At 48.7% G+C, this 17,034-nt stretch carries 13 protein-coding genes; 11 read left to right on the plus strand and 2 right to left on the minus strand.

Annotation, left to right across the window (positions count from 1 at the left end; all coding sequences use genetic code 11):
• Nucleotides 1-53: 53 nt before the first annotated feature.
• Nucleotides 54-638, minus strand: a complete 585-nt coding sequence (locus JUB14_RS20350; protein WP_207508662.1) for an HPP family protein — start codon at nt 636-638, stop codon at nt 54-56.
• Between the two features lie 778 nt (nt 639-1,416).
• On the opposite strand from JUB14_RS20350, the gene JUB14_RS20355 reads away from it, so the two are divergent.
• Nucleotides 1,417-1,941: a hypothetical protein gene (locus JUB14_RS20355; protein ID WP_207508663.1), complete on the plus strand. Its 525-nt coding sequence runs from the start codon at nt 1,417-1,419 to the stop codon at nt 1,939-1,941.
• Between the two features lie 399 nt (nt 1,942-2,340).
• On the opposite strand, the gene JUB14_RS20360 is transcribed toward JUB14_RS20355, so the two are convergent.
• Nucleotides 2,341-2,955: a hypothetical protein gene (locus JUB14_RS20360; RefSeq protein WP_207508664.1), complete on the minus strand. Its 615-nt coding sequence runs from the start codon at nt 2,953-2,955 to the stop codon at nt 2,341-2,343.
• 688 nt (nt 2,956-3,643) lie between these two features.
• On the opposite strand from JUB14_RS20360, the gene JUB14_RS20365 reads away from it, so the two are divergent.
• The 10 genes from JUB14_RS20365 (at nt 3,644) to JUB14_RS20410 (ending at nt 16,935) form a co-directional block, all read left to right on the plus strand.
• Complete coding sequence (locus JUB14_RS20365; protein WP_207508665.1) at nt 3,644-4,348, plus strand: NUDIX hydrolase; 705 nt, start codon at nt 3,644-3,646, stop codon at nt 4,346-4,348.
• A 60-nt stretch (nt 4,349-4,408) separates the two neighbouring features.
• Nucleotides 4,409-6,889 (plus strand): glycoside hydrolase family 95 protein, encoded by a 2,481-nt coding sequence (locus JUB14_RS20370; protein WP_207508666.1) that lies wholly within the window; start codon nt 4,409-4,411, stop codon nt 6,887-6,889.
• A gap of 74 nt (nt 6,890-6,963) precedes the next feature.
• Nucleotides 6,964-8,643: a glycoside hydrolase family 43 protein gene (locus JUB14_RS20375; protein ID WP_207508667.1), complete on the plus strand. Its 1,680-nt coding sequence runs from the start codon at nt 6,964-6,966 to the stop codon at nt 8,641-8,643.
• 46 nt (nt 8,644-8,689) lie between these two features.
• Nucleotides 8,690-9,208 (plus strand): VOC family protein, encoded by a 519-nt coding sequence (locus JUB14_RS20380; RefSeq protein ID WP_207508668.1) that lies wholly within the window; start codon nt 8,690-8,692, stop codon nt 9,206-9,208.
• Nucleotides 9,209-9,268: 60 nt separating this feature from the next.
• Nucleotides 9,269-10,186, plus strand: a complete 918-nt coding sequence (locus JUB14_RS20385) for an alpha/beta hydrolase (RefSeq protein ID WP_207508669.1) — start codon at nt 9,269-9,271, stop codon at nt 10,184-10,186.
• A gap of 70 nt (nt 10,187-10,256) precedes the next feature.
• Nucleotides 10,257-11,429 (plus strand): alpha/beta hydrolase, encoded by a 1,173-nt coding sequence (locus JUB14_RS20390; protein ID WP_207508670.1) that lies wholly within the window; start codon nt 10,257-10,259, stop codon nt 11,427-11,429.
• Nucleotides 11,430-11,432: 3 nt separating this feature from the next.
• On the plus strand, nt 11,433-12,512 hold the full coding sequence (locus JUB14_RS20395) for an esterase (protein WP_207508671.1): 1,080 nt from the start codon (nt 11,433-11,435) through the stop codon (nt 12,510-12,512).
• Nucleotides 12,513-12,696: 184 nt separating this feature from the next.
• Entirely contained in the window at nt 12,697-13,818 is a 1,122-nt protein-coding gene (locus tag JUB14_RS20400; RefSeq protein ID WP_207508672.1) for an alpha/beta hydrolase-fold protein, read from the plus strand.
• 28 nt (nt 13,819-13,846) lie between these two features.
• Nucleotides 13,847-15,790: an alpha/beta hydrolase-fold protein gene (locus JUB14_RS20405; protein ID WP_207508673.1), complete on the plus strand. Its 1,944-nt coding sequence runs from the start codon at nt 13,847-13,849 to the stop codon at nt 15,788-15,790.
• A gap of 29 nt (nt 15,791-15,819) precedes the next feature.
• Complete coding sequence (locus JUB14_RS20410) at nt 15,820-16,935, plus strand: endo-1,4-beta-xylanase (RefSeq protein WP_207508674.1); 1,116 nt, start codon at nt 15,820-15,822, stop codon at nt 16,933-16,935.
• The last annotated feature ends 99 nt before the right edge of the window (nt 16,936-17,034 follow it).

Here is a 17,034-nt window from a genome sequence, read left to right on the forward strand (position 1 = left end):
AAAATAGCTACTCCACCCGGAGTAGCTATTTTTAGTAGTAAGCATTTTCACCATTAGTATCTATACTTGGTTGCCCATCTTTTATACCAGTTTTTGTTTTTTGGGTAACTTCGATGTGAGGTAGCGTTATTGAAAATAAGAGCTACCAAAAATAGTATAATCACTCCCGTAAGTACTGGGCTTACTATATATATATAGCCTAAGCTTATGATCTTTTCTGACCCAATAGTTGCTATCAGGGCTGTGGCTCCTCCCGGTGGATGTAAGGTTTTGGTAGCCTGCATGACTACTATCGATAAGGAGACTGCCAAAGCGGAAGAAAGCCAGGCTTCATGGGGAAATAACTTGAAGATGGTCACTCCGACTATAGCACTAAGTACATGACCACCAATCAGATTGCGGGGCTGAGCCAAAGGGCTATTGATACTCCCATATATTAGTACCGAAGATGCTCCAAATGAGCCAATTAGGAAAAGATTATCATTAGAGGTAAAGAATAAGCTGCTGAGGTAGCCAATTAAACCAATACCTGTAAATGATCCGATAAAAGTCCAGAAATGTTCTTTGGTATCAATCAGCGTTTCTTTATAAAATACATATCGAGCTACTCTTACTTGCCTCTTTATTTTATTCCTCATTCCTTATGCAATTATACTTAAACTAAGATCTATTTATGTCATTTCCGGTTCAGCTACTTAGTTAAACTGAGTAACTGACTAATCAATTAAGTCACTTTTTTGCCGAGTAAGCTAACTTCAACTTGTACCACGACTATTATTATTCAAGTGCGAAAAACGGAAATTCTGTGAAGTAATGGTAATAGCATTATGTAATGGTAGATAACCTTAGGTTATGAAAGTAGTAACAATGGTATACTTAGAAGATTTGGTATGATTTATTAGATAGTTATTACTATACGTTCACTTCCAGAGAAAATTTTGAATAGAATTTTATATTGACTTAAACCAGTAAAGTGTATTAATAAATCATAAAACTGATTCTTAGTTACAGGATTGGCTTGATAATTGATTAAATAATGCGGAAGGAAGCAGGATAGTACAAATGGTTAGTGTGGTTGGTCATCCTCTACCTCACTACCAGACCCTCCTAAAAGTATTGCTTTATGATTACCGACAAGGAGTACTGGTGAGTATTTGATAATGAATCCATAATTACTCACTAATAACAACCCTCCAACAATGATGAAAAACAGCACCCCCGACAACACAGAACAACCTCCGGAATCTCTTTCTGATTAACTAATTTCTGGTAGTTACAAAGTATATTCAATCTAACTATACTTACCAGATTCCTTTATTCTTTAAGAACTATACATCACTCTTTGGAACACGGCAAGGCTAATCAAATAGCAGGTCTGCGTGTGTCCAAAAGTCAAACACTATCTCTATCTTTACTATGATTCATTTTTCAACTACTAGTGAAAGTTTTCTGGTTATTTGTGTCCATTCTGAAGAAATAAGTTTAGCATACGTAAAGAAAGGTACGATCTACGAAAAGGTACAATTCAAATATTCACAAGTCTTCCAGTCAAACAAATCAGATTATCCCCCTATCAATAAAATTTGGCCCGCTATAAAAGCTTATTTCGATAAAGTAGATGATGTACTGGCATTTAATTTGGGAGTACATCGTTCGCACTTGCGTGAGATGCTTGAATTACATGGAATAAGCTTACCCGATAAAAAATATGTCTGTGTATATTACTGGGCACAATCTGTTCTGGGAAATACCTCACTGAATACCTTCCATAATCTTATCAATTCACCCATTATTACAGATACGCGGGGAGATCTTAAATTCAATAAAGATTTTGTGAATCAGGCGGTTATGGTTGCTAAGCTTGCGTTGTACCTTCAGACAAAGGATATACGTCCCGGTGCAAGGTTAGTCAGAACTTTTAATGCAATGATAGGAGTATAGTACGAGAATAATGTACTCATTCCGAGTTAGATAATATTAAATTTGTCAAACCTTAATACATGAAAGTAATACCTCCTGCCGACAAGGAACTGCGTATATGGAAGATAGTAGGTTTGCTATTCTTTGGATTTGTATTACTCGCTGCTTTGATAGAATGTAAAATGAAAGATACTACTCCCTGTAATCGGTTGGCTGCAAGATCACCCGGAGTTAGTGTGGCATCTTGTGAAATAATAGGAGCAAGTAAAAAAGCTTCGTATTACAAATGATTATTAGCAGATTAAGGTGGCGATATTAGCAGCCACTAATTTAAAAGAAAGGCCTTACGAGCATCAGCTCGTAAGGCCTTTCTTTTAAATTGAATTACATTGTATTTATAAATAGGATGCAACGTAGTATTTAGGGCTTCAATAAACCATCTGCCAGTTGCTGCCACTGGTACTTTGAAAAACTAGTAACAGCTCCCAGCCCAACAAGAAAATCACGGGCTTTCTCCACTATATTTTTTTTACCTTCGGTGTTAGGCTTAGTATTCCGGTCGTATATACCAACCGTAATTCGATTACCCTCTCTTGTTGCTGTAAAATTACTGGTTGACTCTTCGGAGTAAAAGTGAGCCACCTGTTCATCAGTACTTTGAGGATTAGGGCTAGGCCTTACCCGAATACCTACACTTTCCATCTCCGGGTTAGATACCGCATTTACTTCTTCTACTTTGACCCAGTCATAGCCTTCACCGGATATAGAGCCCGGACCCGGGATATCAATTTTGAAATAGTCTCCCTCTGTAACATGTCTTGCAACCTCATTACCGCTCTTATCCACTACTTTAAATTCAGCGGTTCCCACCCCCGCGTATGTATTCCACGAATTGACATTCAGTAGCCTTGCCTTTACTACTTGATAAAAGGCTTTAGCCTCTTCGTTACTGCTACAGTCTATATAACTTACAGTGTCTATGATCTTCCCTGTATTATGTTCAGGAATAATACCCGATTGATTCTTCTCTTCCATAAAAAACTAATGGTTTTGGATATAGTAGTATAGATTTAACGGTACCACCTGTGCTTGATTCCCCAATGGATTGACCAGGGAATCAAGTTCTATAATGCGGATGTTGTCTCATCTATTTTCATGAACATAACTGTTTTCATTTGTAGATGTTCTATGAAATCAGCGCCATGTTGTATTATACGTTCAGGTTCTAACTCGTTGGCTATGTATTGGCAATTGATATAGCACCTATGCATATACACTGGTACTACAAATTATTGTGCCACTTACGTTTTTACTGCCATAGCGCATACACTATATACCTTCTCTATATAACCTGTTTCAGCGCATAACGAATATTTAGCAGGTTTTGCTATTTACTCAGATGCATACGATGGTTTCTATACCAATGAGTTAGTATAAGTGTAGTCGCTGGAAAGTTTAAATAAAGATTAGTCGTATCCTGCATCTCATGTAAAGCTGACAGAAACCTATTTTGCCTCTTTTACATGTATCGTTCTTGACTAGTATTCCATTGCACCTTGAGGCATAGCTTGGGTGTGGTGTCTTTGTAAAGAGTTTTTCTATATAGGTGAAGCTAAGATCACTATGAGTCAATTGTAGAAACAAATTAAAAATTTTTACAATTGTGTAGTAGTTACACAATTTATTGGCCTTTTATGAAAGTATACTAATCTTGATATCATTAATGCCCTATACACATACCCATAGAATCCTTATAGCACTTGATTGTATCATCTTTGGTTTCGACGGGGAAGGGCTTAATCTCCTGTTGGTTAAGCGAAACTTTGAACCCGAATTTGGTAAGTGGTCGTTGATGGGCGGCTTTCTCAACGAAGGAGAAAGCCTGGAAGAGGCCGCTCATCGCATTGTGTTTGACTTGACTGGCCTCGACAATCATTATCTGGAACAATTTCAAACGTTTGGGGCCACTACCCGCGACCCGGTTGAGCGAACCGTTTCGGTTGCTTACTATGCCCTGGTCAATATAGAAGACCAGGATATGAATGCCATCAGATCACACAACGCCTCCTGGATCAGTCTACATAAAAAACCATATCTCATATTTGACCATGATATAATGGTGGAGGAGGCCCTGAAAAGGCTTCGGACCAAGGCGGCCCTGAATCCGATTGGCTTTGAACTACTGCCGGGAAAGTTTACCATTCCGCAGCTTCAGAAACTGTATGAGGCTATATATGATACTAAACTCGACCGCCGAAATTTTAGCCGAAAGATCCTGTCGACAAAGTTGTTAATGGGGACCGGTGAGAAAGACATGACTTCTCAGACCAAAAAAGGACAGCTTTATAGTCTTAATACCCACGAATATGTCAGGCAGCAAAAAGGAAATTTTGGCTTTCTGCCTGAACTGATTTTGGTGGATGCCTGATAACTAGGTAATTTCTATTACATGTACCTAAAATTGTGTTGGAAATACACGTTTACATTTATGCGATTTTTAATCTGTTTATTACTTACAAGTACATCATTCACCTGCTTTTCGCAGGATAAGCCGGTACTGAAACTCTGGTACAACCAACCCGCCGGAACGGTCTGGGAAAATGCCTTACCAGTCGGTAACGGTAGGCAGGGAGCTATGGTCTACGGTAACGTAGCGCGGGAAACCATCCAGTTGAACGAGCACACCGTTTGGAGTGGTAGTCCGAACCGGAACGATAATCCTGACGCCCTGGCCGCCTTGCCCGAAATACGGAACCTGATCTTCGACGGAAAGCAGAAGGAAGCTGAGCACCTGGCCAATAAGGCCATCATCACTAAAAAGGCGCATGGACAGATGTTTCAGCCCATAGGTAACCTGCACCTGACCTTTGACGGGCACGAAAACTACACCAACTACTACCGGGACCTGGATATCGAAAGAGCTGTTGCCAAAACATCGTATACTGTAGATGGAGTAACCTTTACCCGCGAAGTATTTGCGTCATTTCCTGACCGGGTACTAGTTGTGCACCTTACGGCCAGTAAACCGGGAAGCCTTGGCTTCACGGCTTCGTATGCGACGCAACAGAAAGCTGATCGGAAAACAACACCGGCTAAAGAACTAACCATCGCCGGTACTACCTCAGACCACGAAGGTGTAAAAGGGATGATACGGTTCAAAGGCATTGCCCGCATCAAGACGCAGGGCGGTAGTCTTTCGGCTACTGACTCCACGCTCACCGTACAAGGGGCCAATGCCGCAACAATTTACTTGTCCATCGCTACCAACTTCAACAACTACAACGACATCAGTGGCAATGAAAATGCCCGGGCAGCTGCGTACCTGAACAAAGCCTACCCAAAATCGTATGCCGCGATACAGAAGGAGCATATAGCCGCTTACCAGCGTTACTTCAACCGGGTGCGGTTAGACCTTGGCACAAGCCCTGCCGAAGCAGCCACTCTCCCCACCGATGAGCGGCTGAAAAACTTCCGGACGGTCAATGATCCGCAGTTTGCAGCACTCTATTATCAATACGGACGCTACCTGCTGATTTCGTCTTCGCAGCCAGGCCGCACTGGTGAGGAACCAGGTCAACCTGCCAACCTTCAGGGCATCTGGAACCATCGGATGCGACCACCCTGGGACAGCAAGTACACCATCAATATTAACGCCCAGATGAATTACTGGCCCGCCGAAAAAACGGGTCTGGCAGAGCTGCACGAGCCCTTCCTGCGGATGGTCAGTGAGCTGTCAGAAACGGGGCAGGAGACCGCTCGCGTCATGTATGGGGCACGTGGCTGGATGGCCCACCACAACACCGACATCTGGCGGACAACCGGCGCAATCGACGGAGCAACCTGGGGCATGTGGGTGGCCGGTGGGGGCTGGACGGCCCAGCACCTGTGGGAGCATTACCTCTACAACGGCGACAAAGCTTTCCTGGCGTCGGTTTATCCCATATTAAAGGGAGCCGCCCTGTTCTATGTAGATTACCTGGTCGAACATCCCAGGTATAAATGGCTGGTTGTTAATCCCGGTACTTCACCCGAAAATGCACCTCAGGCCCACGGTGGTTCATCGCTGGATGCGGGTACGACCATGGACAATCAGATTGCATTCGATGTATTCAGTACAGCCATCCGAGCTGCCGAAATCCTGAAAAAAGATGCTGCCCTGGTAGACACGCTAAAGCAGATGCGCGGCAAGCTACCGCCTATGCACATTGGACAGCACGGTCAGTTGCAGGAATGGCTGGAAGATATCGATGACCCCAATGACAAACACCGGCACATTTCGCACCTGTACGGTCTGTTTCCGTCCAATCAGATTTCGGCTTACCGCACTCCCGAGCTGTACCGTGCCGCCAAAACTACCCTGATTCACCGGGGCGATGTGTCAACCGGCTGGAGTATGGGCTGGAAAGTCAACTGGTGGGCGCGTCTGCAGGATGGCAACCATGCCTATTCCCTAATACAGAATCAGCTTACGCCCCTGGGCGTCAATAAAGAGGGCGGCGGAACCTATAACAATCTGTTCGACGCCCACCCGCCTTTTCAGATTGACGGCAACTTTGGCTGCACGTCGGGTATTACCGAAATGCTGCTGCAAAGCGCCGATGGTGCCGTTCATATCCTGCCAGCCCTGCCCGACGTTTGGCCTACCGGCAGCGTAGCGGGACTAAGGGCGCTGGGTGGTTTCGAGGTAGTTGACATGCAGTGGAAGGACAGTAAACTGACAAAGCTAACGCTCAAATCCAATCTGGGAGGTAACCTGCGCCTGCGGGTACCCAATGCACTGAAAACTAACGATGGTGGAGCACTGGCGAATGCGTCGGTACAAAATCCTAACCCTTTTTATCAAACCGAGGCTACACCGGCTCCCGTTGTATCTCCCCAGGCCGGTAAGCTGGCACTAACCCTGAAAGAAACCTTTCTGTACGATATGCCTACACAGGCCGGAAAGGTATATACACTGGTAGCTAAGTAGTTTTTGTCTTTGTCATCCCGACGTAGGAGGGATGACAAAGACAAAAATGGCAAAAAATGAAAACATTACCCCTTATGAATAAACAACTTCTCTCTATTGCTCTGGGTCTGTGCTGCGCTGCGCTGAGTCACGGGCTGTTGGCCCAAACAACCTTGGTAAACCCCATCCTGACCGGGTTTTACCCTGATCCGAGTGTGGTTCGGGTGGGAACAGACTACTACCTAGTCAATTCCACGTTTTCTTACTTCCCCGGCATACCCGTATTTCACAGCAGGGATCTGAAAAATTGGAAGCAGATCGGCAACGTCATCGACCGTCCGGAGCAGATGGATTTTATGGGTGAACCCATGACACGCGGACTCTTTGCCCCCGCCATCAGCTACTACAAAGATACCTACTACTTGACCTGCACCGACATCGACCACGACGGTAACTTTGTAGTAACGGCCACAAACCCCGCTGGTCCGTGGAGCAACCCGGTAAAGCTCCCCAAGGTGCGGGGGATTGACCCATCCATTTACTTTGACGAAGAGACTGACAAGGCCTATATCCTTTATAACAGCGACGCGCCTGACCGCAAGCCGTTATACTCCGGCCACCGGACTATACGGATGTACGAGTTTGATTATCGGAACCTGAAGGTGACGGGTGATGAAAAACAACTGGTAAACGGAGGAGTAGACTTATCCAAAAAGCCGGTTTGGATTGAAGCCCCGCATATCCTGAAACGCAACGGCTGGTACTACCTGTACGCGGCGGAGGGAGGTACATCGGTCAACCACACGGAAGTTGTGTTACGCAGTAAAGACGTGTGGGGACCATATGTACCTTATGAACATAATCCGATCCTGACTCAGAAAGACCTGCCCGATGACCGCAAAGACCCCGTTACCTCGGCAGGCCACGCGCAGTTAATAGAAGGGCCAGACGGGAAGTGGTACGCGATTTTCCTGGCTGTCCGACCCTACGAGGGCGATTACTACAATACGGGCCGCGAGACTTTCATTGCGCCGGTGGAGTGGAAAAACGACTGGCCGATTATCAACCCAGACAGTAAAGAAATAAAGTACGAGTACCCTGTTGATTATAAAGAAGTCAAGCCCAAAGGAACGCTTCCGCAGGCCGGTAACTTCAGCTACACGCTTACCTTTGATAAGGAACTTGACCCCGCCCTGCTGTTCATGCGTACCCTAGACAAAAGCTGGTACTCGCTATCCAAAAAGCAGGGGTTAACCCTGAAGCTAAAACCTGAAACGGTCATGGACAGAGGCAATCCGGCCTTCATCTGCAAACGCCAGCAGCACCTGTTTAGTACCGCCGAAACGGAACTGGATTTTACGCCTACATCGGAGAAAGAAAAAGCGGGACTAATTATTTTCCAGGACGAAGGGCACTTCTACTTTTTAGCCAAATCCATGGCGCAGGGGAAGGCCGTGCTCCAGCTTTTCAAGAGCAAACCACGGGAACAGGACATGGAACTGCTCGCCGAGGTGCCGCTGGCTAATCCCGCGGGTAAAACGGGCCTTCGCATTGTCTCCAAAGGCGATTCATACAGCTTTCACGTAGCCACTGACGGAAAGAACTGGACGCTGCTGAAAGACAACGTGGACGCCAGATTCCTGAGTACCAAAGTAGCGGGCGGGTTTATCGGTTGTGTGTATGGCCTTTATGCTACCTCTTCGGGGGTACCATCTACAAATACAGCTTCGTTCAGCTACCTGAAATATGGGGGCGATGATCCCATGTATAAATAAAATAGACTAACCAACTTATCCCATATCCTTTGAATTTATCAAAATCATGAAAACGACACTTGTAAAACTCACTATTTTAATTTCTTTTCTGGTCGGCAGTAGCGTTCAGGCCCAATCCAATTTTAGCAGCAAAGTAATCGGGATAGGCGTGGTAGTAGCCGACCTCGAACTCTCACTGGATTTTTATGTCAACGGCATTGGTATGGTAAAAACCGGAAGTTTTACCATCAATGAAGAATTCTCAAAACGCTCGGGCCTGTCAGACGGGACAGCGGCTGCCGTAACGATTCTGAAGCTGGAAAATAGCCCCGAAGCTACTGATTGGAAGCTGATGAGCTTTGGTAAAAAAGCCTCGCACTCGCAGCAAAAATTCATTCAAGACGATACGGGCATGCAGTATATCACCATCAACGTAAAAGCCCTGAACCCGATCATAGAACGATTGAAGCAAATGAAAGTACCGCTGCTGGGTAGTACACCTACGCCCCTGAACGGCAAAACGCACTTTGTGCTGGTACAGGACCCCGACGGGACATTCATCGAATTGATTGGTCCCCTTGACTAGGCCGGTGAGGTAACTGTTTAAAAAGGAAGGGCTGTTAGACTTACTTTTATCTATTCAACTATGAGGTGTTGTTTATGGAGGGTGTCAGGGGCAAGCGCACTTGCAGTCTTTTTGCTTCATTCTTTGACCGCACAATCACAGGAAATCATTCCCCTATACTCCGCTGCGGTTCCGAATTCAAAAACTACTGATGTACAGGAGTCGGGGGCGGAGTCGGGCGTGCTGAGGGGCATTACCAAACCTACGCTGGAGTACTTCAAACCTGCTCCAGACAAAGCTTCGGGGGCTGCTGTCATTGTCATCGCTGGCGGTGGTTACGGTGTGGTGGTATATAATGGCGAAGGCATCAGCACGGCAAAAGCGCTGGCCGAAAGGGGGGTGGCCGCTTTTGTGTTGAAGTACCGGCTTCCCAGCGATGCCATCATGGCCGACAAGAAGATTGGCCCGTTGCAGGACGCCCAACAGGCCATCAAGCTAGTGCGGGAGAATGCTGTCAAATGGGGTATTGATGCCAGCAAAATCGGCATTATGGGCTTTTCGGCGGGTGGACACCTGGCCTCAACGGCGGCAACGCATTTCGAAAAAGCTTACATTGAAAATACCAGTAACACCAGCTTACGGCCTGACTTCCAGGTTCTGGTTTACCCGGTCATAAGCATGCGCGACAGCCTGTCGCACGGCGGGTCGCGGGATAACCTGCTGGGCAAATACCCATCGCTACAGGACGTTGAGCTATTCTCCAATGAGCTTCAGGTAAGGGCCAATACGCCCCCAACGTACCTGACTCACGCAGCCGACGATAAACTGGTGGACGTTGACAACAGCATCCTCTATTTCGAACAGCTTCGACACCAGAAGGTACCCGTCGAAATGCACATCTACCCCAGTGGTGACCACGGTTTCATCTTTCGTCATCCTGGTTGGATGGAGCCACTGTTTGCCTGGATGAAAGTGAATACCTGGATTAATAGTGAATAAGCTGTTGACCTGCCCCGGAAGGGTGTACCCTTACGGAACCTAACTCTACCATTCCTAGACAATAATGACTATGCCTAAATCCTTATTCCTTCGATGCTGGCTGGCCTGGCTACTGCTCGGCCTGAGCCGTCTGGTACTGGCCCAGCCACCCCGTGGTCCGCTGGTGGTATCTCCGCAGGTGAATGCTGACAAGACCGTTACGTTCCGGTACCTCGCCCCATTGGCAAACGAGGTAAAGCTAAGTGGGCAGTTTTTGAAAGCGCAGATGGCTATGACCAAAGATGCCCAGGGCATCTGGAGCGTAACGGTGGGACCGGTCAAGCCCGATATTTATCCGTATAGTTTCCAGGTTGATGGCGTTACCACCATGGACCCGGCTAATGTGGCGTTCTTCCCCAACGAGCGCTTCAAAGCCAGCCTGGTGGATGTACCCGGCAATACCCCCCTGATTCACGCCTTGCGCGAGGTACCCCACGGTTCGGTCAACTACGAGTACTACCCGTCGATGGAGGGGACAACGGGCTCGCTGGTAGTGTACACCCCACCGGGATACGACCAGGCACCTAATAAAAAGTATCCCGTGTACTACCTCATCAGCGGTACTACGGATACGGAAGAGACCTTCTTCAAGGTCGGAAAAACCAACCTGATTCTCGATAATCTCATTGCGGAAGGCAAAGCCAAACCAATGATTATCGTCATGCCCTACGGCAACATAGCCGCCCGGGTAGCCGAGCAGCGGGGTGGAGCCAAGCCCGCCGACCCCACGGGACGCGATAATCCCGAAGCGGTAAAACGGGCTAACGATTTTGCGACGGATTTGGTAAGCAACGTCATTCCCTATATTGAGAAGAGTTACCGGGCTATGCCGGGCCGCGACAATCGGGCCATTGGTGGCTTTTCGCGTGGGGGAGGGCAAACACTGCGGACGGCATTTAGCAACATGGACAAGTTTGCGTGGGTGTGTGCCTACTCCTCGTACCTGTCACCCGAAGAAATGGAGCGCAGCTATCCAGCTATCGTTAGCAATCCGGCTAACACCAATAAGCAACTAAAGCTGTTGTGGGTGAGTGTGGGAAGCGATGATTTTCTGTACAAAGGTACCGTGGAGTTCATGGATTACCTGAAAGCCAAACAGGTGAACTACAAGAGCCTGGTAACCGACGGAGGCCATACCTGGATGAATGTGAAAACCTACGTTGCCGCAACCGTCCCGTTGCTATTCCAACCACAAATACCATAGCCCATGAACCGCATTCTATATCTTCTAACCATACTGATGGTAGCGTCGTTACAGGCTCTTGCGCAGCAACGGCCGCCGGCCATCAGTTCGCCCCAGGTGCATCCCGACCGTAGCATCACGTTCCGGTACTTTTCAAGGAATGCAAAAAAAGTAACAGTTAGTGGTGAGTTTATGAAAGCACCCCTATCCATGACCAAAGATACATCGGGCATCTGGAGCGTGACCGTACCTCCTGTCAAGCCGGATATTTATCCTTATAGTTTTTGGGTAGATAGCGTTCAGATTCCTGACCCGAATAATACCTACATCTTTGCCAACGAGCGGTTTAAGCGCAGCATCGTTGACGTGCCCGGCGATGGGCCGCTGGTACACTCACTTCAGAACGTGCCGCACGGCAAAGTTAGCTACCGCTACTACAAATCGGGTACACTGGGCACTACCCGGCAGGTACTGGTGTATACCCCGCCCGGCTTCAACCCCAACGGCAAGACCAGATACCCGGTGCTGTACCTGATTCATGGCGGCTCCGACACCGAAGAAACTTGGACAAAAGTAGGCCGGGCTAACCTGATTGCCGACAACCTGATCGCGCAGGGCAAAGCTAAGCCTATGCTGATTGTGATGCCCTACGGCAATGTGCGTCCGGCTCCCATGGCCGACTTTACCAAAGACATGGTCAATGACATTGTGCCCTACATTGAAGCCAATTACCCGGTAATCAAAGAAAGCAACGGCCGTGCCGTGGCCGGTTTTTCAGTCGGTGGCGGACAGACGCTGAACATCGGACTTACCAACCCGGAAAAGTTTGCCTACGTGTGTTCGTATGCGCCCTATACCGCTACCGAGGAATTTAAGAAGAACTTCACCGACTGGTCACCCAATGCTGAGCAGATGAATAAGCAACTGAAGCTGTTCACCATCAGCGTGGGTACAGAAGATTTTCTGTACGAGCCGGTAAAGCAGAACATCGCCATGTTTGAAGATAATAAGCTGGCGGTGAAAAGCTACATCGTACCGGGAGGCCATACTTGGATGAACTGCAAGCAATACCTCGCCACCACGTTACAGGAGATTTTTAAGTGAGTATTTATTGTCATGGCACCGGCCACCCGGCCCGACGCAGCCGGGCGGCCGGTGCCGAGAGATCTCAGGCGTCAGAAACGATTGAGATTCCTCGTTCCTCGGAATGACAAATAACCTCTTTTGACAGTCTCAAACAGTTTTAAGTTGACTTATTCTTGACCTTTAACTACAAAACTTTTTACCAATGATACGTACAATAATAGCGACCCTCTTCGCTGTCGCACTCACCACGGCCAGCTGCCTGGCGCAGGCCAGCCAACCGGCCATAGCGGAGGACTTTAAATCTTCTACCCTCAATCAGCCGGGGCAGGAGTACCCTCAGGTCAACTCTCAGGGGTACGCCCGCTTCCGCATCCATGCGCCCAAAGCCGACAGTGTCCGGGTGAGCCTCGGGCTGGGGGGCCGGGGAGGTACCATCCTGACCAAAGGAGCCGACGGCTACTGGACCGGCACCACGGCGGGTCCCCTGGACGAAGGCTTCCACTACTACAACGTCACGATTGACGGCGGCAAGTTCAACGACCCTGGGGGCAAAAACTACTATGGCTCGGTCCGGTGGGAAAGCGGCATTGAGATACCCGCACACGACCAGGATTTCTACGCCCTCAAGGACGTACCCCACGGCCATGTGCAGCAGGTTCTTTTCCCTTCCAAAAGCACGGGTACTTCACGTAGGGCGTTTGTGTACACCCCGCCCAGCTACGAGAAAGACCGGTCAAAAAAATACCCGGTACTCTACCTGCAACACGGCTGGGGGGAAGACGAAACCGCCTGGAGCAACCAGGGGCACGCCAATCTGATTATGGACAACCTGATTGCCGAAGGCAAAATCAAACCCTTTATCATCGTAATGACCTACGGCATGACCAACGAAGTAAAGTGGGGGCGCATCCGGGAGTTTAAAATAGACCCTTTCCAGACGGTGCTGACCGAGGAACTGATTCCTTACGTGGATGCCCATTTCCGCACGCTCCCCAACCGGGACAACCGTGCCATGGCCGGTTTGTCCATGGGTGGTATGGAAACCCGGATGATAACCCTCAATAAACCGGACCTTTTTGGGTACTACGGCCTGCTTAGCGGGGGCGTCTATACCCCCGAAGACCTCAACGGCAAGGCCAAACCAAAGCTGGTTTTCCTGAGCAGCGGCAGCAAGGAACGGCCCGATGGCGTAAGGAAAGCGGCCTCCGATCTGAAAGCCGCCGGGTACAATGCCGTTTCGTACGTGTCGGAGGGTACCGCCCATGAGTTCCAGACCTGGCGCCGCAGCCTGCATGAACTGGCTCCGCTGCTATTTAAGAACTAAGATGTAGCTTATCTATCTTATCTAAACCATGAAGACCAATATATTCTTGAAAAGGGCACTTTATACCCTATTCGCTGCCTTGGTGGTAGTGGTAACGGCCTATGCCCAACCCACCGACAAGGAAGCACCCAAGGGCTTCGATCAGGTTCGTAGCGGAATCACTACGGGCAAGCTCGATACCGTCCAGTACGAGTCCAAAACGGTAGGTACTACGCGCAAGGCGCTGGTGTACACCCCGCCCGGTTTTAACAAGAAGACTAAATACCCGGTGCTGTACCTGCTGCACGGCATTGGGGGCGACGAAAAGGAATGGTTAAGAGGAGGGAACCCGCAGGTAATACTAGACAACCTGTATGCCGACAAGAAGCTGGAGCCTATGATTGTGGTGATGCCCAACGGTCGGGCCATGAAAGACGACCGCGCCGTGGGTAATGTCTTTGACCGGGAGAAGGTAGAAGCCTTCGCTACTTTCGAAAAAGACCTGCTCAACGACCTGATTCCGTTCATCGAAAAGAAATACCCAACTCTGACCGACCGTGAACACCGCGCTATTGCCGGGCTTTCAATGGGTGGGGGACAATCGCTGAACTTTGGTCTGGGGAATCTGGAAAAATTCGCCTGGGTTGGTGGTTTTTCATCGGCTCCGAATACCAAACGACCGGAGGAATTGGTACCTAACCCTGAAGACGCCAGACAGAAGCTGAAGCTGCTCTGGATTTCATGCGGGGATGCCGACGGCCTGCTCTCATTTAGCAAGCGCACGCACGACTACCTGTACCAGAACGATGTACCGCATGTGTACTACATTGAACCGGGCGGTCACGATTTCAAAGTCTGGAAAAACGGGCTGTACATGTTCTCGCAGTTCCTGTTTAAGCCGGTTGATAACGCATCGCTGACGAAGTACACCGTTCTGGGAACTCCGGCGTCTACCAATGTACGCAATTCGAAGTACCCGCAGATTCTGCCTGATAATCGTGTTGTGTTCCAGGTAAAAGCTCCCGATGCCCAAAAGGTACAGGTTGACTTGGGTAAAAAGTATGACATGGTGAAAGATACCGCTGGTTTCTGGACCGTCACGACGGATCCTGTTAGTCGCGGGTTCCATTACTACTCCCTGCTGATTGATGGCTTAGCCGTCGCAGACCCGGCCAGCGAGACCTTCTACGGTATGGGACGCATGGCCAGCGGCATCGAGATTCCGGACCGGGATGGCAGCTATTACGCATTAAAAGATATACCCCACGGCAACATCCGCGTAAAACGCTACCTCTCCAAGGCCTCGAACACCTGGCGGGAAATGTACGTCTATACCCCACCAGGATACGACATGTCCACCGATAAGTACCCCGTGTTGTACCTGTTGCACGGCGGGGGTGAAGACCAGCGTGGCTGGGCTACCCAGGGCCGCACCGACCTGATTCTGGACAACCTGATTGCCGAACAAAAAGCCAAACCCATGGTAGTGGTGATGCTCGACGGCAACATGGGGAATACCGGCGGTCCGGCTGGCTTCAGCGAAAACGTGCTGCGGGCATTTGAAAATGAACTCAAACAGGGAGCAATCCCCTTCGTGGAGACCCATTTTCGGGTGGATACCAACTCGAGAAGCCGGGCGCTGGCGGGCCTGTCGATGGGTGGGTTGCAGACGCTCTACGCGGGTATCCGGAATACTGGCCTATTTTCATCGCTCGGTGTATTCAGCTCGGGCTGGTTTGCCAATAACCCAAAGCTGTCGGACCCGCAGTATGCGTTCATGAAAGAGCATGCGGCTACCATCAACAGCAATCTGAAAAACCTATGGATCTCGATGGGTGGCAAGGAAGACATTGCTTACCAGAATTGCCAGTTCATGATGAAGAAGTTTGATGAAATGGGTGTCAAGTACCACTACAGCGAGTATCCGGGTGGGCATACCTGGCCGGTATGGCGGCACGATCTGATGATGTTCAGCCAGTTGCTATTTAAGTAAAGCGTTCTTAAACCTTAACTCCCAACCCTATGATTCAAATAAAACAAGTAGTCGCCACCTGTATGGCCGGACTTTTACTGGCTGGCTTGGCATTGCTGCCGGGTACCACGTACGGGCAAACAATTCCTTCATTAAAAGATACTTTCAAAAACGATTTCGGAATAGGTACCGCGCTCAATAACGCCCAATTCGAAGAACGTGACCCGCAAATGACCCAGTTCATTGTGCGCCAGTTCAACATGGCTACGCCCGAGAATATCATGAAATCGGCGCTTATCCATCCGAAGTGGGACACATACAACTTCGAACCGGCGGACAAGCTGGTCCAGTTCGGAAAAAAGCATAACATACTGATCAACGGGCATACACTGATCTGGCACAGTCAGTTACCGCCGTTTATGCGCGGCATGAAGAGTGCAGATTCAGTCCGGACGTTCTTCAACGACCATATCAAAACGGTGGCCGGACGCTTTGATGGAAAGGTTTTTTCATGGGACGTTGTCAATGAAGCACTCAATGAAGACGGTACCATGCGAAAGACCGTCTTTCTGGATTACCTTGGAGACGATTACGTAACCGAGGCATTTCGGTTGGCACAACAGGCGGCCCCCAACACGGAGCTGTATTACAATGACTACAACAACGAGCAACCAGCCAAAAGGGCAGGCTGCATAGCTTTAATAAAAAAGATTCAGGCGGCCGGAGTTCGCATAGATGGCGTGGGCATTCAGGGGCACTGGCACGTAGGGCGGGTACCCTTAAAAGCGATAGAGGAAAGTATTCTGCAGTACGCGGCTCTGGGCTTGAAGGTCATGTTTACAGAACTGGACATTGAAGTACTGCCCCGCAATTTTCAGGGGGCCGAAGTAAGCCAGCGGATGACCGCCAATGAACAGTCGAACCCCTACACCGCTGGCCTTCCAGATGGGGTGCAACAACAATTGGCAGCTGATTACGAATCTCTGTTTAAGCTTTTTTTGAAGCATAAAGACAAAGTCACCCGCGTCACGTTCTGGGGCATAAACGATGGAAATACCTGGCTGAACAACTGGCCCATTCGCGGCCGGACCAACTATCCGTTGCTGTTCGACCGGAATAACAAACCCAAGTCTGCCTTTTATAAGGTTGTTGCGCTTAAGAATTGACAGGTACTGTAATTAACCGTTGTCACTTCAAAGTACTATGGTCATAAGTATTCATTCTTGTCTCTGCTTGCCACAGTTTGCTACTGTTTTAATCAGGCA

Source organism: Telluribacter humicola, assembly GCF_017355935.1.
Lineage (GTDB): Bacteria > Bacteroidota > Bacteroidia > Cytophagales > Spirosomataceae > Telluribacter > Telluribacter humicola.